This window comes from Serratia sp. Sp408, from assembly GCF_057180665.1.
Genome location: NZ_JBXUFT010000001.1, coordinates 1,544,709 through 1,563,307 on the forward strand (window position 1 = coordinate 1,544,709; position 18,599 = coordinate 1,563,307).

Genomic DNA, 18,599 nt, shown 5'->3' on the forward strand with positions numbered 1-18,599 from the left:
ACCTGCGCTACGCAGATCGGTGCGGAAAGGAACGCGTAACAGGTTACAGCTTGCGAAAACGGCTTTGCACGCCGAAGGTGTCTGAAGTGACGTAGCGCTCAACCTGACGCAAGCGTTGTTCACCGCTGCCCAGTTCATATTCCAGCCGGTCAAGCAACTGGCGCGGCGTGCGTTGATGTTCGCCATCGAAGCGGCTGGCCGGCGCGTCTTCCAGCAGAAAGGCCAGCGTAAAATAGGCGATAAGCGTCAGGAAGAACAGACCGAAAATCATCGACAGCACCACGATAACGCGGATCAGGCGTACCGGCACGTCGAAATAATGCGCCAGGCCGGCGCAGACGCCCTTCACCATGCCTTCTTCCGGCACGCGATACAGCTTTTTACTGCCCAGCGTATTGTTCATCAAGACTGTCTCCAGTTCGGGTGTTCGGCATCAAGGATCTCTTCCAGCGCTTGAATACGTTCGCGCATGCGTTTGGCATCGTCGGTCAACTGCGCCAGACGCTGCATTTCCTGATGGCTGAGCTGAATGCCGCTTTGCTGCCGATTGCTGTAATGCAGCCAAAGCCAAATCGGTGCGACAAACAGCACAAAAATCGTCAACGGAATGGCAAGGAGTAAAGCACTCATTTTTTTTCCTTCTTATGTCGTCTTTCATCGGCGGCCGCCATACCGGCGGCCGCTGGAGCATTACTCTGAACGGTTCATTTTCGCTTTCAGCGCCGCCAGCTGCTCGCTGATGGCATCATCCGCCTTCAGTTCGGCGAACTCCTGATCAAGCGATTTCTTTTTACCGATGCTGATGCTTTCGGCTTCCGCTTCCATGTGGTCAATACGGCGTTCGAACTGCTCGAAACGCGCCATCGCCTCATCCAGTTTACCGCTGTCCAACTGGCGACGCACTTCACGCGAGGATGATGCCGCCTGATGACGCAATGTCAGCGCCTGCTGACGTGCACGTGTTTCGGTCAGTTTGTTTTCCAATTCGCCGATTTCGCTTTTCATACGCGTCAGCGTTTCTTCAACGGTGGCAACTTCCTGCGTCAAGGTGGCGATCAAATCGGCAACCTTCTGTTTTTCGATCAGTGCCGCACGAGCCAGATCTTCTTTGTCCTTACGCAGCGCCAGTTCGGCTTTTTCCTGCCAGTCGCTCAGTTGGGTTTCGCCCTGCTCGATGCGACGCAGCAACTGCTTTTTCTCCGCCAGCGCACGCGCCGAGGTGGAACGCACTTCTACCAGAGTGTCTTCCATCTCCTGAATCATCAGTCGCACCAGTTTTTGCGGATCTTCTGCCTTATCCAGCAGCGTATTGATGTTGGCGTTCACGATGTCGGCAAAACGAGAAAAAATGCCCATAATTTACTTCCTCTTGGTGTCGATGGCGTCTCAAGCGCCACGTTAGGGGTAACGGCTTACACAGAGATATAATCAAAACCCGTGCCAACTTTTATATCATTGAAAAACAATAATTATTTATTTTTGACTCAACGCCAGCATCCTGTAAAGTGATTATCCTCACCAACTATTGGCGAATTTCATCATGAGCGAGCAGATCGAAAACCTGTTAGGCGAAGCGAATGCCTTTATTGAAGTATTGGAACAAGTTTCACAACTGGCAAAGTTGAACAAACCGGTATTGGTGATAGGTGAACGCGGCACGGGCAAGGAGCTGATCGCCCATCGTCTGCATTATCTTTCCAACCGCTGGCAAGGGCCGTTCATTTCGCTCAATTGCGCGGCGTTAAACGAAAACCTGCTGGATTCTGAATTGTTTGGTCATGAGGCAGGCGCCTTTACCGGCGCGCAAAAACGTCATCTCGGGCGTTTTGAACGCGCCGACGGCGGTACGCTGTTTCTGGACGAATTAGCCACGGCGCCGATGCTGGTGCAGGAAAAGCTGCTGCGGGTGATTGAGTACGGTCACCTGGAGCGCGTCGGCGGCAGCCAGCCGCTGCAGGTTGACGTACGGCTGGTGTGCGCCACCAACGACGATTTGCCGGCGTTGGCGGCGGCGGGCAAATTCCGCGCCGATCTGCTCGATCGGCTGGCGTTCGATGTGGTGCAACTGCCACCGCTGCGCCAGCGTCAGCAGGACATCATGCTGCTGGCTGAGCATTTTGCCATTCAGATGTGCAGAGAGTTGTCGTTGCCGCTGTTCCCCGGCTTTACCGAGCGCGCCCGTGACACGTTGCTGAGTTACGCCTGGCCGGGTAACGTGCGCGAACTCAAAAACGTGGTTGAACGTTCAGTGTATCGCCATGGCACCAGCAGCAGCGCGCTGGATGAGATCATCATCAATCCCTTTGCCCGCCACGTCGCCAGCGCAGCAACCGCGCACCAACCGCACGGCGACGCGCTGCCCGCACTGCCACTGGATATGAAGAGCTGGCAGAATCAGCAGGAGAAAAAGCTGCTGGAGTCAGCCTTGCAGCAAGGTCGTTTCAATCAGCGCAAGGCTGCGCAACTGCTGGGACTGAGCTACCATCAACTGCGCGGCATGCTAAAAAAGCACGCGCTGCTGCAAAACGATCGGCCCGAAGAAGCACATTCCACCTCGGCGGCAGAGGGCGAATAGCCGCCTGAATGCGGCAGCACGCCGATTATAGGCCGCTATAATCAGCGCTGGCTTTTCATATCGCGGCCTTTCCCGGCGAGGCCTGTGGCAACATCAGGCATTCGATTAATATGCACCGTCCCTTTTTAACACCACATTGATGGTTTTAAACAGAATCGCGATGTCGTTCCACAGCGACCAGTTTTTTACATACCAGGCATCAAAATATACGCGGGTGTCATAATCAACGTCATTGCGACCACTGACCTGCCACAGTCCGGTCATCCCTGGTTTTGCCATAAAGTAATAATCGACGTCACCCGCATAACGCTCCAGCTCTTTTTCGATTACCGGGCGGGGCCCCACCAGGCTCATCTCCCCTTTTAATACGTTAAACAGTTGCGGTAATTCATCCAGACTGGTTTTACGAATAAAACGGCCAATGCGAGTAATACGTGGATCGTTTTTAAGTTTGAAATCCTTTTCCCATTCTGCACGCGCGTCGGCATCCCGTTCGAGCAACTCCTGCAACACCTGTTGCGAATTCACCACCATTGAGCGGAATTTCAGACAATTAAATTTTTTACCGTCTCGGCCGACCCGTTGGTGCCCATAAATTGCGCTACCGCCATCTTTCGATACCAAATAGCACAGTAGGAGCAATGCCGGCGCCAGTAATAGAATAATGATCGCCGAGCCAATAATATCAAAAGTCCTTTTTAGACATCGCGAGGATCTTTTTGCCAAATTATTGCTCACCCGCAGGATCATCACTTCGTGGCTAAAAATGAATGACATGTCTGTGCCATAAAGCGGCACGCCGCGCAACGTCGGGATCACCGAAACCGAACGACAATGATGTTTTGCCAGCGTTTTAAGCCATCGATCACGCAACGCATGCTGGTCAAACTCCAGCGCCACCACAAACTGAGTCAATTGTGGATCGCACTGCGACCACAGTTGCTGTTCATCATCAATGATTGGAATGCCCATTAATTGTCTGGCACCGGTTTGGTCGCTTGAAAAAAACGCGCAGATAGCAAAACCCAGAATTTCTTCACTTTGCAATGCGGCATAGGCATCACAGGCATTTTTCCCGCTGCCGATAATCACCGTATGTTTTTTCCACAGACCAAACGCATCCAGTATCCGTTTGACTATTGCGCGCGCCAGAGGCACCAGCACCAGCGCCGACAACCAGGTAAGCCCCCAGACATAGCGTGAAAAATGCCACATCGAAAACGCCACCATGGCGAGATCGAAGACGGCAAAGATCAGCAAAGTACGCACCACTTCCTTGAGCTCAAACCAAAACGGTTTGCGATAGCTGTAATGACGCAATCTCACCCAGAACCATCCCACGCATAATACTGCCAACATGACATGCGTCATAAAACGCGCGCTCATTTCCGATTCGGGAATAAAATCACGGATATTACCACCAAACAGATCGACCAGATAAACGGCGATTAACAGCGATAATACAAAAAAGAGAAAATCAGAGAGTGCGAGAGATAACTTAACCAGAGTGGTCTTGCTTGAATAATTAAGCACGTTCATGTCGTTTCATCCCTTTGCTACCAGGTTGCCAACACGCAATGCTAGCCAAAGAGCTTCGCTCACCGTGTAATTAATCTTTACCGCCACGGGCGCGACTATAAATATAAACATGTAATGACCTGACACGCGATGGGATTGCTTTTACATGTTGTGAGTATCCGTGGAAATTTTCAACTCGACAAGCAAGTGGCCCGATTTTGCGCAGAATAGGAATAATCCGGCGTCAGCGGCGTTCGGGGGGAATTGGGGGGGCGGTCAGCAGACCTTGGCGATAGGCAAAAAAAAAGCCAGCACCCGAGCTGGCTTAAGAAACACTGGAAGCAATGTGAGCAATGTCGTGCCTTCCACATCGGGCCACAAGGCGAGGCCTTCCGTGAACTGCCAATCGATGATAATGGTTCTCAGTATCATCTGTAAAGTACTTTGTTGAGAAATTTTCTCATTACCACAGCAATATTGTGCAATTAGCCATCAGTCCGTGCAGGTCAAAATTCATTACGTAATGCCTGATAGCCCCGTACCAGCGCAATATTGGTGGCCGCCACCTCTTCGGAAAATTGCAACGCATCACGATCCACCGCCGCATAACGCGATAAATCACTGTCGACACCGACGCGCTCAGTTGAGGGGATATAGCGGTTTTCCGGCAGCGTCACCCCGTCTACCACCGCGTTGTAACGCACCACGCAGCCGCTGCGCACATGGCAATTGAACAACACGCTGTTGAAACCGATAAATACCCGATCGTCTATACGGCAGGGACCATGCACAATGGCGCGATGGGCGATCGAGCTATAGCTACCGATGGTAACCGCCGCCCCGCCCTTGGAATGAATCACCACCCCGTCCTGAATGTTGGAATGGGCACCAATGACGATCGGTTCCAACTCGCCGTCGGGGTTAAGCTCATCGGCACGGATCACCGCGTAAGGGCCAACATAAACATAATCACCTATCATCACCCGTCCGCAAATAATGGCGGTCGGATCGATATAAGCCTTTGGTGACACCTGCGGCAAATGGCCGCTGGGATTTTTACGCAACATCGTCATCCTCCTGCCAGCTCAGTTGCGCCACCGCATTGTGAGCATGCAGACTCTCCTGATGTTCAACCACCACCTGGCCTGCACGATAACGGCAGGATGCTTGCAGCGCGTTATACAACCGGCGCGCAGCATCTTCACAAAACATCAGGTTTTGGCCATTGACCAGGGCGAAAGCCTGCTCGTCCAGCCGCTTGACCAGCGTTTGTACCGGCGTGCCCAACGCGTGTTCAATGCGCTCAATCAGCGTCATCACCGGTACGGTCTGCTCATCGGGCGACAGCTCGACCGTTACCCAGGCCCAGCTGCGTTGGCTGTGCGGCGTTGCCGGCATACCGTGCAAACCCAACCATTCAGCCACTCGCTGGCGGCTAAGGCTGGTTGACTCCGCGTCAAAATCAACCAGAAATTGTTGTTGTGCAGCCTGACGACTGAGCGCGGCAGAACTGGGACAGGTTGATGAATATGCCACTCCGACTTTCAGCGTTAACCTGGGCACCGTGGCCAGCTGTGCCTCAATACACAGCGGGTAACTTTTCCAGCCGCGTTGCGCGCTGACCAACGCCGGGCGTGACAATAGCAAATCGCCACTGATGGTTAACTGCGCGCGATCGCTATGCGCTGGCTGCGAGTGTAAAAAATCGTTCAGGGTGGTAATGATACGCCGAGGCGTTAGCTCCCCCTGGGTCAAGCCATCCAGCGCGGCGTAAAGGCGCGACATATGAATACCGCGCGCGCCGTCTCGGCTGCCACGCAGGTTGATGCTGGCATTGATCTGCGCCGCCAGCGGTCGCCCGGCCAGTTCCAACGGCAATGCTATGCCCTGCATCCCGACCCAATCCAGGTCAATCACGCCTCTCTCTGTGCGCCAGGCCTGCGCATCCGGCAATGGCGGCAGGTTGGACGATACTGTTTTTTCCATGTTTCCTCTGACTCATTAATGTGGATTTAACGAAAATGCAATACGATATTGTTATGTTATAACATAACTATCATTGCTGTTTAGGTCAACGCCACCTTTGCAAAGCAGCGAAGCGCTTAATCCATCAGCAAAAAATACGGTCATTGCATGCAAGGAATTGGGCAGATCGCCAGAGTACGGTACACTAACGCTATTGCTTATTAACCCATGAGCTTCTATGCGTGGTTTACCCCTTTGGATATTGACGTTATGCCTTGGCGGCTCGGCCATTGCGGCCGTTCCACCGGCACCAACGACCGCCGCCGCCGCGGCACTGCCGGACATTCGGCAACATGGTTTTGTCTATTGCGTCAGCGGCATACTGAACACCTTCAACCCGCAGATGGCCAGCAGCGGCCTGACGGTCGATACCCTGGCCGCCCAGCTGTACGATCGCTTGCTGGACGTTGATCCATACACTTATCGTCTGATCCCCGAACTGGCGCAAAGCTGGGAGGTGCTGGATAACGGCGCAACCTACCGTTTTCACCTGCGCAAGGATGTGCCGTTCCAGACCACCGACTGGTTTACCCCGACGCGCCGACTGAATGCCGACGACGTGGTGTTCAGCTTCCAACGGGTCTTCAACCAGAAGCACCCTTATCATGATGTCAACGGTGGCGAATACCCTTACTTTGACAGCCTGCAATTTGGCGATTCGGTGCAGAGCGTAAAAAAACTCGATAACTACACCGTCGAAATACGCCTGCAGGCGCCGGATGCCTCCTTCCTGTGGCACCTGGCAACCCACTATGCCCCGGTGCTGTCGGCAGAATATGCCGATAAGCTGTCGCAGGCCGGCAAACAGGAAATGATCGACCGCGAGCCGGTCGGCACTGGCCCCTTCCTGCTCAATGAATACCGCTCCGGCCAGTACATCCGGCTGGCACGCAATGACGCCTACTGGAAGGGCAAGCCACGCATGGCGCAGGTGGTGATCGACATGAGCGCCGGCGGTACCGGTCGGTTGTCGAAACTGCTGACCGGCGAGTGCGACGTGCTGGCCTATCCGGCGGCCAGCCAGTTGTCTATCCTGCGTGACGATCCACGCCTGCGCCTGACGCTGCGCCCGGGCATGAACATCGCCTATCTGGCGTTCAACACCCGCAAGCCGCCGTTCGACGATCTGAAGGTACGGCAGGCGATTTCACTGGCGATCAACAACCAGCGACTGATGCAGTCGATTTACTACGGTACCGCCGAAACCGCCGCCTCGATTTTGCCGCGTGCGTCATGGGCCTACGATAACGAAGCGCACATCACCGAATACAACCCGGCCAAATCGCGACAAATGCTCAAGCAGGCAGGCATTGAGAACCTGAACCTCAAACTGTGGGTGCCGACCGCATCGCAGTCTTACAACCCAAGCCCGCTGAAAACTGCCGAACTGATCCAGGCCGATCTGGCGCAGGTGGGGGTTAACGTCACCATCGTGCCGGTAGAGGGCCGTTTCCAGGAAGCGCGGCTAATGGAAATGAACCACGACCTTACCCTGACGGGCTGGGCTACCGACAGTAACGATCCGGACAGTTTCTTCCGGCCACTGCTGAGCTGCGCGGCAATCCGCTCGCAAACCAACTATGCTCACTGGTGTGATCCGGGCTTCGACGAGGTGTTGCAAAATGCCCTGCTTTCCCAGCAGTTGGCACAACGCATCGAAAACTATCAAAAGGCGCAAAAAATTCTGGAACAACAGTTGCCGGTGCTGCCGTTGGCATCCTCACTCCGCCTGCAGGCCTACCGTTATGATATCAAGGGGTTGGTATTGAGCCCGTTCGGTAATGCGTCGTTTGCCGGCGTGTACCGCGAAGCCGCAGAGGGAGCGAAAAAGTGATTATTTTTACCCTACGCCGCTTTTTACTGCTGATCATCACGCTGTTCCTGCTGACGCTGGTCAGCTTCAGCCTGAGCTATTTTACCCCGCGTGCGCCGCTCAACGGCGCCGGCCTGTGGGACGCCTATCAATTCTACTTCGTCAGCCTGCTGCACTGGGATTTCGGCGTATCCAGCATTAACGGTCAGGCGATCAGTGAACAGCTCAGCGAAGTCTTCCCCGCCACCATGGAACTGTGCATTCTGGCGTTTACCCTGGCATTGTTGGTGGGCATTCCGCTGGGCATCATCGCTGGCGTGCTGCGTGGTAAATGGCAAGACACCGCCATCAGCACTTTTGCGCTGCTGGGCTTTTCCATGCCGGTGTTCTGGCTGGCGCTGCTGATGATGCTGTTCTTCTCACTGCACCTGGGCTGGCTGCCGGTATCCGGCCGTTTTGATCTGCTGTACCCGGTGAAACACGTCACCGGCTTTGCGCTGATCGACGCCTGGTTGTCTGATTCTCCCTATCGTGCGGAGATGATCGCCAGCGCCCTGCGCCATATGGTATTGCCCATCGCGGCACTGGCGGTTGCGCCAACCACCGAAGTGGTGCGCCTGATGCGCATCAGCACCGACGATGTCTTCAGCCAGAACTACATCAAGGCGGCGGCGACGCGCGGCCTGTCGCGCTTTACCATCATTCGTCGCCACGTGCTGCACAATGCGCTGCCGCCAATCATACCCAAGCTCGGGTTGCAGTTCTCCACCATGCTGACGCTGGCGATGATCACCGAAATGGTGTTCAGCTGGCCCGGACTGGGGCGCTGGTTGATCAACGCCATCCGCCAGCAGGACTACGCGGCGATTTCTGCCGGGGTGATGGTGGTCGGTACGCTGGTCATCACCATCAACGTCCTGGCCGATATCCTCGGTGCGGCAACCAACCCACTGAAACATAAGGAATGGTATGCCCTTCGATAACGTATACCGTGAAAAGAAAATGCCCAGCCCGCTGCGTTACACCTGGCGGATTTTTTATGGCGATGCGCTGGCGATGATCGGGTTCTACGGTGTGATTGCGCTGATCCTGCTGTCGCTGTTCGGTAGCCTGCTGGCGCCTTATGCGCTTGACCAGCAATTCCTTGGTTACCAGCTATTGCCGCCCTCATGGTCTCGCTACGGCAACGTATCGTTTTTCCTTGGTACCGACGACCTGGGCCGCGACATTCTCAGTCGTCTGCTCACCGGCACCGCCGCCACCTATGGCTCGGCGCTGCTGGTAACCCTCGCCGCTGCCGTTATCGGTGTGATCCTCGGCGTGTTCGCCGGCGTGACACACGGCCTGCGCTCGGCGGTGCTGAATCATATTCTCGACACCCTGCTGTCAATCCCGTCGCTGCTGCTGGCTATCGTGGTGGTGGCATTTATCGGGCCGAAGCTCGAGCACGCGATGCTGGCGGTGTGGCTGGCGTTGTTGCCACGTATGGTGCGCACCATTTACAGCGCGGTGCACGACGAGTTGGAAAAAGAATACGTTGTGGCAGCGCGCCTTGATGGCGCCACGACGCTGCAGATTTTATGGTTCGCGGTGATGCCGAATATCGCTGCGGTGCTAGTAACCGAATTTACCCGTGCGCTGTCGATGGCGATCCTGGATATCGCCGCGCTGGGTTTCCTCGATCTTGGTGCGCAGTTGCCCTCGCCTGAATGGGGCGCGATGCTCGGCGATTCCTTGGAACTGGTGTATGTCGCGCCCTGGACGGTAATGTTGCCGGGGGCGGCGATCATGCTGAGCGTGTTGCTGACCAATCTATTGGGCGACGGCATGCGCCGCGCAATCAATGCGGGAGTGGAATAATGCCGTTACTCGATATCCGCAATCTGACGATTGAATTTATGACCGCCGACGGGCCGGTCAAGGCGGTGGATCGCGTTAGCATGACGCTGAGCGAAGGTGAAATCCGTGGCCTGGTGGGTGAGTCAGGATCAGGTAAGAGCCTGATAGCCAAGGCGATTTGTGGCGTCACCAAAGATAACTGGCGCGTCACCGCCGATCGTTTCCGCTTTGACGATATCGACCTGTTGCAATTAACGCCACGTGAGCGACGCCGACTGGTCGGCCACAACGTATCGATTATTTTTCAGGAGCCGCAGTCCTGTCTTGATCCGTCCGAAAGCATCGGACGTCAGCTGGCGCAGGCGATCCCCGGCTGGACCTTCAAGGGGCGTTGGTGGCAACGCGTCAACTGGCGCAAGCGCCGCGCCATCGAGCTGCTGCACCGCGTCGGCATCAAGGATCATGATGATATCATGGGCAGTTTCCCCTACGAGTTGACCGAAGGTGAATGCCAGAAAGTGATGATTGCCATCGCGCTGGCCAACCAGCCACGGTTATTGATAGCCGACGAACCCACCAACGCCATGGAGCCCACCACCCAGGCACAGATTTTCCGCCTGTTGTCGCGGCTTAATCAAAACAACAACACCACCATTTTGCTGATCAGCCATGACTTGCAGATGATGAGCAAATGGGCCGACCGGGTAAATGTACTGTACTGCGGTCAAACGGTGGAAAGTGCGCAATGCGAAGATTTGCTGGCGACGCCGCACCACCCTTATACCCAGGCGCTGATCCGCGCGATGCCTGACTTTGGCCGTTCGCTGCCGCACAAAAGCAGATTGAACACGCTGCCGGGAGCGATTCCCTCACTGGAGCACCTGCCAATCGGCTGCCGTTTGGGGCCGCGCTGCCCTTATGCACAAAAGAAATGCATCGAAACCCCACGCCTGCGTCCGGTGAAAAACCATCTGTTTGCCTGCCACTTCCCGCTGAACATGGAGGAGCAATAACATGGAAACGTTGCTGGAAGTGCGTAACCTGAGCAAGACCTACCGCTATCGCACCGGGCTGTTCCGTCGTCAGCACGTCGAGGCGGTTAAATCGGTCAGCTTTACCCTGCGTGAAGGCCAGACGTTGGCCATCATCGGCGAAAACGGTTCCGGCAAGTCAACGCTGGCGAAAATGCTGTCTGGCATGGTGGAGCCGAGCGCCGGAGAATTGCTGATCGACGATCATCCGCTGGCTTTTGGCGATTACCGCTATCGCAGTCAGCGCATCCGCATGATTTTCCAGGATCCCAGCACCTCGCTCAATCCGCGTCAGCGCATCGGCCAGCTGCTCGACGCCCCGCTGCGCCTGAATACCGATCTGGAAGCCTCGGAGCGTGAGCAACGCATTAACCAGACGCTGCGCCAAGTGGGCATGCTGCCGGATCACGCCTATTATTATCCGCATATGCTGGCCTCTGGCCAGAAGCAGCGAGTCGCGCTGGCGCGTGCACTGATCCTGCAACCGAAAGTGATCGTCGCCGACGAAGCGCTGGCGTCACTGGATATGTCGATGCGTTCGCAAATCATCAACCTGATGCTCGAACTGCAGGAAAAACACGGTATCGCCTACATTTATGTGACCCAGCATCTGGGCATGATGAAACACATCAGCGATCAGGTGATGGTGATGCACGAAGGTGAAATCGTTGAGCGCGGCAGTACTGCCGAAGTGCTGGCTGCCCCGCTGCACGACCTCACCCGCCGCCTGATCGCCAGCCATTTTGGCGAAGCGCTGACCGCCGATGCCTGGCGGCGTGACGGCGGTAAATTCTAGCCGCGTACGCTGCCTGTCTCTACCACCAGGAGGATCATTGTTATGGGATTTCTCAACGGCAAACGCATACTGATTACCGGCGTGGCCAGCAAACTGTCGATCGCCTATGGCATTGCGCAAGCGATGCAGCGTGAAGGCGCGCAACTGGCCTTCACCTATCAGAATGACAAACTGAAGCCGCGCGTGGTGGAGTTCGCTGCCGCATTGGGCTCGACGCGGGTGCTGGAATGCGATGTCGGGCAGGATGCCAGCATTGACGCACTGTTCACCACGCTGGCGGCCGATTGGCCGACCTTTGACGGATTGGTGCATTCCATCGGCTTTGCTCCCGCCGAACAGCTGGACGGCGACTACCTCAACGCCGTCAACCGCGAGGGCTTCCGCATTGCCCACGATATCAGCAGTTACAGTTTTGTCGCGTTGGCCAAAGCCTGCCGCGGCATGCTCAACCCCGGCTCGGCGCTGCTGACGCTGTCTTATCTCGGCGCTGAGCGCGCCATCCCCAATTATAACGTCATGGGCCTGGCCAAGGCTTCGCTGGAGGCCAACGTGCGGTATATGGCCAACGCCATGGGGCCGGACGGCGTACGGGTCAATGGTATCTCCGCTGGGCCAATCCGTACGCTGGCGGCATCGGGCATCAAGGATTTCCGCAAGATGCTGGCGCATTGCGAAGCGGTTACGCCGATCCGCCGCACCGTCACCATTGAAGACGTCGGCAACACCGCCGCCTTTTTATGCTCGGACCTGGCCGCCGGCATCTGTGGTGAAATTGTTCATGTCGACGGCGGTTTCAATATTGCGGCGATGAATGAACTCGAATTGAAATGACCGTCCGCCACGGGCGGCGGGCCGGGACCACGGCCCGCCGGCGCTGCGTTAGTCAATAATCGCAAATACTAATTACATTTTTGCGCAGTAAAATTATATTTTATTCTTTTCAGTTATGGATTAGCACGTAACATTATTTTATCTCGCCAATCGAATCGGTGAGGATATCCCCTACGTTGAGCAGATCAAACGACAGGATATCGCACTGATGAGCAACCCCAGCCCAATGGAAGCGCTGCGCCGCCCTCACCACAACCAGTGGTATCACGAAACCCAGAGCAGCGTACGCGGCGATTCGCCGCTGCAACCGCAAGCAGCCGGTGTGCGCGATCGCTTTTTACTTGGCCTTGGCGAGTTTGCCGACGCCGCACTCAATAACGCCCTGATTGCCCGCGCACCGGTATTTAGCGCCTCGCTCGACAGTTGCCGAGTATTGTTTCCGGAGCGGGTGACGCTGTCGCGCTACGTGACGCTGTCACCTTACGATCGCCTGTGTACCGCCTTGACCGTCGCTCAGGTGACCGGCGTTCAGGCATTGTGTAGCCACTATGCCGCCCGCCTTGCCCCGCTCGACAGCCCCGACGCCTCCCGTGAAAGCAATATTCGTTTAGCGCAGATTACCCAGTACGCCCGCCAACTCGCCACCCATCCCACGCTGATCTGCCATAAAGCTGTGCAGCAACTGTCCGAGGTTGGCCTCAGCACCGCCGATATAATCTCATTCACACAGATTATTGGGTTTGTCAGCTATCAGGCGCGGGTCGTGGCCGGCGTGGCGGCGCTGGCCGGCAGACCGACGGCGTTGGTGCCTGGTTTCCCAAGCATCAACGATGCCTCGGCTGCGGAGTTCAGCCTCGAGTCGTTAAGCTGGCAGCCCCGCTTACCGCTGGTCGATGTCGCCGTAGCCAATGCCGAGCAACTGGACGTGCTGGACCAAAGCCACCCGAATGCACGTGGCGAGCCCTATTACCGACTGCTGGCACACGACGCCGCCGCGCTGCGCGAGCGCAACGGGGTGTTCAATACCATCAGCCAATCTGGTTATGGACTTTCGCCACGGTTGAAGGCACTCAGCGCGCTGGTCACCTCGCGCATCAACGGTAGCCGCTATTGCGCCGCCAAGGCGGCAGCAGAGGTGGCGCAACCGCAGCTGGTCCGGGCGTTGTTTGACGATATCGCCCAGGCGCAGCAACAGCTGGACGATCGGTTGAGTGCAGCACTGATACAGGTCAGCGCCGATCTGACGCGCTCACCGGAAAAATTTACTCCGCAAAACGTGCAACCGTTATTCAACCTGGGTTTGAGTCAGGCGCAGGCGCTGGAAGCGATCCTGACCAGCGCGCTGTATGCCTGGGAAAACCGCCTGCGCTACAGCCTCGGCGACACGCTGACGGCACAGCAGTGTCCGACACCCGTGCCGCTAGTCTAACAGCCAGCCCTGCGCCGCGTCGAAGAAGTGCTGCGCCAGCGGCGTGGCACGCCCCGGCTCGGCAATCACCACTGCCGCGTGACGTGACATCGGCGTAATGTCGATGGGTCGACGCAGCAGCTGCGGCGTCATTTCCGGCAGCAGATTGCCATGTGGGAACAGTCCGCAACCCAGGCCGACAAAAATGCACTGCAACAGTTGAAAGATTGAGGTGGTTTCCACCCGCGCTTGCAGCGACAGCCCCGCCTCACGGAAGTTCTGATCGAGATAGCGGCGGAAATAGCGGGTCGGTTCTGCCAGACACAGCGGTAACGCAGCCACGTCTGCCAGCGTCAGCGGTGCATCGTCGACCAACTGCGGAAAATGCTGCGGATGGAACACCAGTTCCACCCCGCTGTCGGCCAACGGTTGTGATTGAAAATGCAACTCTTTTAGCGTCGGTAACTCAAAGAAACCGATGCCGATATCCACCGTATGGGCGGTGAGCGCCTCCAGCAGCTGATCGGCGCTGAGCACTGCCACCCGGTAATCCAGCTGCGGGTACTTTTCACTCACCGCCTTGAGCATTTGCGCCAGGGTAATGCTGCATTGCGGCACCACGCCAATACGCAAGGTGCCGTTCAGACCATGCTTAAGTGCCTCCACCTCCAGCTTCAGCCCCTGATAGACCGAGACAATCTCGCGCGCCCAGGCCAGTACCCGCTCGCCTTCGGCGGTAAATCCCTCAAAGTTGTTGCCGCGGTTGATCAACGCCACGCCAAGCTCTTTCTCAAGATTTTTCAAGCGCATCGACAGCGTCGGCTGACTGACGAAACTGGCCTCCGCTGCCCGACCGAAATGCCTTTCGCGCTCAAGATTACACAGGTAGATCAGCTGCTTAATATCCATGTATTGGCTCAAATAATGATTACTACGCGGAGTATATCATTACCAACGCATCGGATGCCGCTATCAGACTTTCAGCCGCAGATAATCCATCAGGCGTGAAAATACGCTGCCAGCCGCCGTCGGCTGCAGGGTGACCAGCGGCAGCGTTGCCAACAGTTTGCCATTGTCGCTGACGCGCACTTCCCCCACGGTTTGCCCCTGTGGCAACGGCGCCTCAAGGCGTGGGACGTTGAGCACATATTGCGCCTTCAGCTTGCTCGCTTCGCCTTTTGGCAGCGTCAGGTAACGATCCTGCGCTACGCCGACCGCGATCCGCGACCGGTCGCCGTACCACACCGCCTCGTTGCCCAATGGCTGACCGGCCTTGAATACACGCACGCTGTCAAAATCACGCAGCCCCCAGCTCAACAGCTTACGCGCCTGTTCTTCGCGCCCTTTAGGGCTTTTCCCCCCCATCACTACCGCGATCAGCCGACGATCGCCCTCGGTGGCGGAAGCAATGATATTGAAACCGGCCGATTCGGTGTGGCCCGTCTTCAAGCCGTCGACGTGCAGCGTTTTGTCCCACAGCAGCCCATTGCGGTTCTGCTGGGTAATACCATTCCAGGTCAGCGACCTTTCGCTGTACATATGGTATTCCGCCGGTTCGCTCATGATGATGGCGCGTGAAATCACCGCCAGATCGCCGGCCGTGGTGTATTGCCCCGGAGCATCGAGGCCATGAACGGTTTCAAAATGGGTATTTTTCAATCCCAGCTGCGCTGCTTTGTTGTTCATCAGGTCGACAAACGCCGTCTGGCTGCCGGCGACGTAGTCAGCCATTGCCACGCAGGCATCGTTGCCGGAATCAATAATGATACCGCGGCTCAGGTCGCGAACCGTGACCCTGTCACCTGGCTTTAAAAACATCAGCGACGATCCCTTGAACACCGGATTGCCTGCTGCCCAGGCATCCTTGCCCACCGTCACCACATCGTCCAGGCTGATTTTGTGCTGATCCAGCGCATGGTCAATCACCAACCCGGTCATCAATTTGGTCAGGCTGGCCGGGTTACGCCGCTGGTCGGCGTGGTTTTGCGCCATAATCTGGCCACTGGCGTAATCCATTAATACATACGATGCCGCATCAATTGGCGGCGGCGTTAGCGAGGGAAAATCGCCTGCCGTGTCTGCCGCCTGCGCTGCCAGCGGCAACAAAATCCCGATTACCACAGCCGATACTGAACGCTTCACTCACTCTTCCTCAAATATTGCAATATAAATCCGTGACATAGACTGCACTAAAGCATCGTCTGGCGGAATCGTTAGACTTTTGCAGCGGATAACATAATGCAACCATTTGTATGTCAGCTGGGTGCGATAAACCCGCTCTATGCCATCATTGCCCTATTCGATTAGACGCTTGCGTCGCGCGCCCCTAGACTTGTGACATAAAGACTCAAAACGCTTAATAAAGCGTTCACTTTCTGACAACAATCACCTGCGAAGACCACAATGAAATTTAAACCGTCTATCAAACCGTATACCGGTGCGGCGGGCGGCTGGGGCTCATTGGAAGCCACCACCCGCTACGTGCTGGACAGCAAGCAAGCATTGAAAAACCTGCGCAATCTGATGCGCGTTAATAAAGTACGCGGCTTCGACTGTCCCGGCTGCGCCTGGGGCGATGACAATCACAGTACCTTCAGCTTTTGCGAAAACGGCGCCAAGGCCGTCAGTTGGGAAGCCACCCGCCATGCGGTTACAGCAGAGTTTTTTGCCGCCCACAGCGTGAGTACGCTGCTGCAACAGAGCGATTATTTCCTTGAGTATCAGGGCCGCCTTACTCAACCAATGCGCTACCATGCCGACAGCGATCGTTATCAGCCCATCAGCTGGCCGGATGCGCTGGCGCTGATTGCCCAGCACGTCAAGCGGATGGACAATCCCAATCAAATCGAACTCTATACCTCCGGCCGCGCCAGTAACGAAGCCTCCTATCTGTATCAGCTGTTCGGGCGCATGCTCGGCACCAGCAACTTCCCCGACTGTTCCAATATGTGTCATGAAGCCAGCGGCATCGGCCTGAAACAGAGCATTGGCGTCGGCAAAGGCACCATCCGCATGGATGATTTCGAGCGGGCCGACGCGATTTTCGTGTTTGGTCAAAACCCCGGCACCAACCATCCGCGCATGTTGCACAGCCTGAAACATGCCGCCCGCCGCGGCGCGCGCATCGTCAGCTTCAACACCCTGCGCGAACGCGGACTTGAGCGCTTTGCCGATCCGCAAAACCCGATTCAGATGCTGACACCCAGCTCATCGCCGATCAGTTCCGCCTATTATCAGCCCAACCTCGGCGGTGATATGGCGGCGGTACGCGGGATGGTCAAGGCATTGCTGGAAAGCCACCGACAGCAGCAGGCTGCCGGCCAGGTCGGCCTGTTCGATTTGCCGTTTATCGAGCAGCACTGCGTCGGAGTCGACGCCTATCTGGCGCAGGTTGACGCCACCAGTTGGGCGAAGATCACCCAGCAGTCGGGACTGAGCGAAACGCAGCTGCGCGAAGCGGCCGAGATTTACCGCTCGGCACCGCGGGTGATTTGCACCTGGGCAATGGGCGTCACCCAGCATAAGCACTCGGTGGCCACGGTGCGTGAAATCACCAATCTGCAACTGCTGTTCGGCCAATTGGGCAAGCCGGGCGCCGGTCTGTGTCCGGTGCGTGGCCATAGTAACGTGCAGGGCAACCGCACCATGGGCATTGATGAAAAAGCGCCGACGGCGCTGCTTGACAGTCTGGCCAGGCACTTCAATTTTTCGCCACGTCGTGAGCCGGGCCACAATACGGTAGAAGCGATCGAAGCGATGCTGCGCGGCGAGGTCAAGGTGTTGATTGCGCTTGGCGGCAATCTGGCGGCAGCAGCGCCGGACAGCGAACGCACCGCACAGGCGCTGCGTAACTGCGGGTTGACGGTACACATCAGCACCAAATTGAATCGCAGCCATCTGATCACCGGTAAAGACGCGCTGATCCTGCCAACGCTCGGCCGCACCGAACAGGATATGCAGGCCAGCGGAGCGCAGTTTATTACCGTCGAGGACTCATTCAGCATGGTGCACGCCTCGGAAGGCATCGGCAAACCGCTATCGGACAGTCAGCGCTCGGAAACAGCGATCGTCTGCGGCATCGCCGATGCGGTGCTGGGTAATCAGTCGCTCGACTGGCTGGCGCTGGCGGACGACTATTCGCTGATCCGCGATCACATCGCCGCCACCATAGCCGGTTTCGACGATTTTAACCCGCGTTGCGAATTGCCGGGCGGCTTTTATCTCGGCAACGCTGCCGCCGAACTGCGCTTCGCCACGCCAAGCGGCAAGGCGGAATTTGGTGCCGCAGCGCTACCCGACAGCCTGTTCCCACAGTTGGCCGGGCAGACGGCGCCGTTCACTCTGCAAACCCTGCGTTCCCACGATCAGTACAACACCACGATTTATGGGCTCGACGATCGCTATCGCGGCGTTTACGGCCAACGCGAGGTGTTGTTTATCAATCCAGACGATCTTGCCGCACTGGGGATGCAGGACGGCGAGCGGGTCGAGATTGAAACCCTGTGGAATGACGGCGTAACGCGCAAGGTCAGTGGCTTCAAACTGGTGAGCTATGCTATTCCACGCGGCAACCTGGCGGCCTACTACCCGGAAACCAACCCGCTGGTGCCGCTGGCCAGCTTTGGCGACGGTACCGGCACGCCAACCTCCAAATCGATCCCGGTGGCGATACGTCGTGAGCCTGCGTCAGTCACGCTGCGCATTGCCTGAGTAAGCAGGCCTGATATCGCTAAAAAACGCGCTGCGGGTGTGGAAAAGCGTGA

General features: G+C 56.7%; 17 protein-coding genes. 9 read left to right on the plus strand and 8 right to left on the minus strand.

Features of this window, described 5'->3' with window-relative positions; translation table 11 throughout:
• Positions 1 to 43: 43 nt before the first annotated feature.
• The 3 genes from pspC to pspA are packed head-to-tail and all read right to left on the minus strand — an operon-like array spanning position 44 to position 1,356.
• The gene (gene pspC, locus AC2AXP_RS07250) at positions 44 to 403 is read right to left on the minus strand and encodes an envelope stress response membrane protein PspC (RefSeq protein WP_004962613.1); all 360 of its coding nucleotides are present in this window, start codon (positions 401 to 403) and stop codon (positions 44 to 46) included.
• A complete protein-coding gene (gene pspB / locus AC2AXP_RS07255) occupies positions 403 to 630 on the minus strand; it encodes an envelope stress response membrane protein PspB (protein WP_039992081.1) in 228 nt (75 codons plus the stop codon). The genes pspC and pspB overlap by 1 nt, the downstream gene beginning before the upstream one ends.
• A 60-nt stretch (positions 631 to 690) precedes the next feature.
• Complete coding sequence (pspA, locus tag AC2AXP_RS07260; RefSeq protein WP_004962608.1) at positions 691 to 1,356, minus strand: phage shock protein PspA; 666 nt, start codon at positions 1,354 to 1,356, stop codon at positions 691 to 693.
• A gap of 184 nt (positions 1,357 to 1,540) precedes the next feature.
• On the opposite strand from pspA, the gene pspF reads away from it, so the two are divergent.
• Entirely contained in the window at positions 1,541 to 2,575 is a 1,035-nt protein-coding gene (gene pspF, locus AC2AXP_RS07265; protein ID WP_198773042.1) for a phage shock protein operon transcriptional activator, read from the plus strand.
• Between the two features lie 105 nt (positions 2,576 to 2,680).
• On the opposite strand, the gene wbaP is transcribed toward pspF, so the two are convergent.
• The 3 genes from wbaP to folE2 all read right to left on the minus strand — a co-directional run bounded on the left by wbaP (position 2,681) and on the right by folE2 (position 6,079).
• Positions 2,681 to 4,114 (minus strand): undecaprenyl-phosphate galactose phosphotransferase WbaP, encoded by a 1,434-nt coding sequence (wbaP, locus tag AC2AXP_RS07270; protein ID WP_371901635.1) that lies wholly within the window; start codon positions 4,112 to 4,114, stop codon positions 2,681 to 2,683.
• A 485-nt stretch (positions 4,115 to 4,599) separates the two neighbouring features.
• Entirely contained in the window at positions 4,600 to 5,160 is a 561-nt protein-coding gene (locus AC2AXP_RS07275; protein WP_039992079.1) for an LbetaH domain-containing protein, read from the minus strand.
• Positions 5,150 to 6,079, minus strand: coding sequence for a GTP cyclohydrolase FolE2 (gene folE2, locus AC2AXP_RS07280; protein ID WP_004962604.1), 930 nt, complete (start codon positions 6,077 to 6,079; stop codon positions 5,150 to 5,152). The genes AC2AXP_RS07275 and folE2 overlap by 11 nt, the downstream gene beginning before the upstream one ends.
• Before the next feature lie 217 nt (positions 6,080 to 6,296).
• Between folE2 and sapA the strand changes: the two genes are divergently transcribed.
• The 7 genes from sapA (at position 6,297) to AC2AXP_RS07315 (ending at position 13,857) form a co-directional block, all read left to right on the plus strand.
• On the plus strand, positions 6,297 to 7,952 hold the full coding sequence (gene sapA / locus AC2AXP_RS07285; protein WP_004962599.1) for an ABC transporter substrate-binding protein SapA: 1,656 nt from the start codon (positions 6,297 to 6,299) through the stop codon (positions 7,950 to 7,952).
• Entirely contained in the window at positions 7,949 to 8,914 is a 966-nt protein-coding gene (sapB, locus tag AC2AXP_RS07290) for a putrescine export ABC transporter permease SapB (RefSeq protein ID WP_004962597.1), read from the plus strand. The genes sapA and sapB overlap by 4 nt, the downstream gene beginning before the upstream one ends.
• Positions 8,901 to 9,791: a putrescine export ABC transporter permease SapC gene (sapC, locus tag AC2AXP_RS07295; protein ID WP_004962594.1), complete on the plus strand. Its 891-nt coding sequence runs from the start codon at positions 8,901 to 8,903 to the stop codon at positions 9,789 to 9,791. The genes sapB and sapC overlap by 14 nt, the downstream gene beginning before the upstream one ends.
• Positions 9,791 to 10,783, plus strand: a complete 993-nt coding sequence (sapD, locus tag AC2AXP_RS07300) for a putrescine export ABC transporter ATP-binding protein SapD (protein WP_004962587.1) — start codon at positions 9,791 to 9,793, stop codon at positions 10,781 to 10,783. The genes sapC and sapD overlap by 1 nt, the downstream gene beginning before the upstream one ends.
• A gap of 1 nt (position 10,784) precedes the next feature.
• Complete coding sequence (sapF, locus tag AC2AXP_RS07305; RefSeq protein WP_004962583.1) at positions 10,785 to 11,597, plus strand: putrescine export ABC transporter ATP-binding protein SapF; 813 nt, start codon at positions 10,785 to 10,787, stop codon at positions 11,595 to 11,597.
• 42 nt (positions 11,598 to 11,639) lie between these two features.
• Positions 11,640 to 12,428 carry an enoyl-ACP reductase FabI gene (gene fabI, locus AC2AXP_RS07310; protein WP_004962579.1) on the plus strand — a complete coding sequence of 263 codons (789 nt, stop codon included), beginning with the start codon at positions 11,640 to 11,642 and terminating at the stop codon, positions 12,426 to 12,428.
• 226 nt (positions 12,429 to 12,654) lie between these two features.
• A complete protein-coding gene (locus AC2AXP_RS07315; protein ID WP_004962577.1) occupies positions 12,655 to 13,857 on the plus strand; it encodes a CMD domain-containing protein in 1,203 nt (400 codons plus the stop codon).
• On the opposite strand, the gene AC2AXP_RS07320 is transcribed toward AC2AXP_RS07315, so the two are convergent.
• Positions 13,849 to 14,745, minus strand: coding sequence for a LysR family transcriptional regulator (locus AC2AXP_RS07320; RefSeq protein WP_004962576.1), 897 nt, complete (start codon positions 14,743 to 14,745; stop codon positions 13,849 to 13,851). The genes AC2AXP_RS07315 and AC2AXP_RS07320 overlap by 9 nt on opposite strands.
• 63 nt (positions 14,746 to 14,808) lie before the next feature.
• The gene (gene dacD / locus AC2AXP_RS07325) at positions 14,809 to 15,978 is read right to left on the minus strand and encodes a serine-type D-Ala-D-Ala carboxypeptidase DacD (RefSeq protein WP_039992078.1); all 1,170 of its coding nucleotides are present in this window, start codon (positions 15,976 to 15,978) and stop codon (positions 14,809 to 14,811) included.
• Positions 15,979 to 16,239: 261 nt separating this feature from the next.
• Here dacD and AC2AXP_RS07330 point away from each other — a divergent pair, with 261 nt between their 5' ends.
• Positions 16,240 to 18,546, plus strand: a complete 2,307-nt coding sequence (locus AC2AXP_RS07330; RefSeq protein ID WP_039992077.1) for an FdhF/YdeP family oxidoreductase — start codon at positions 16,240 to 16,242, stop codon at positions 18,544 to 18,546.
• Positions 18,547 to 18,599 lie beyond the last annotated feature (53 nt).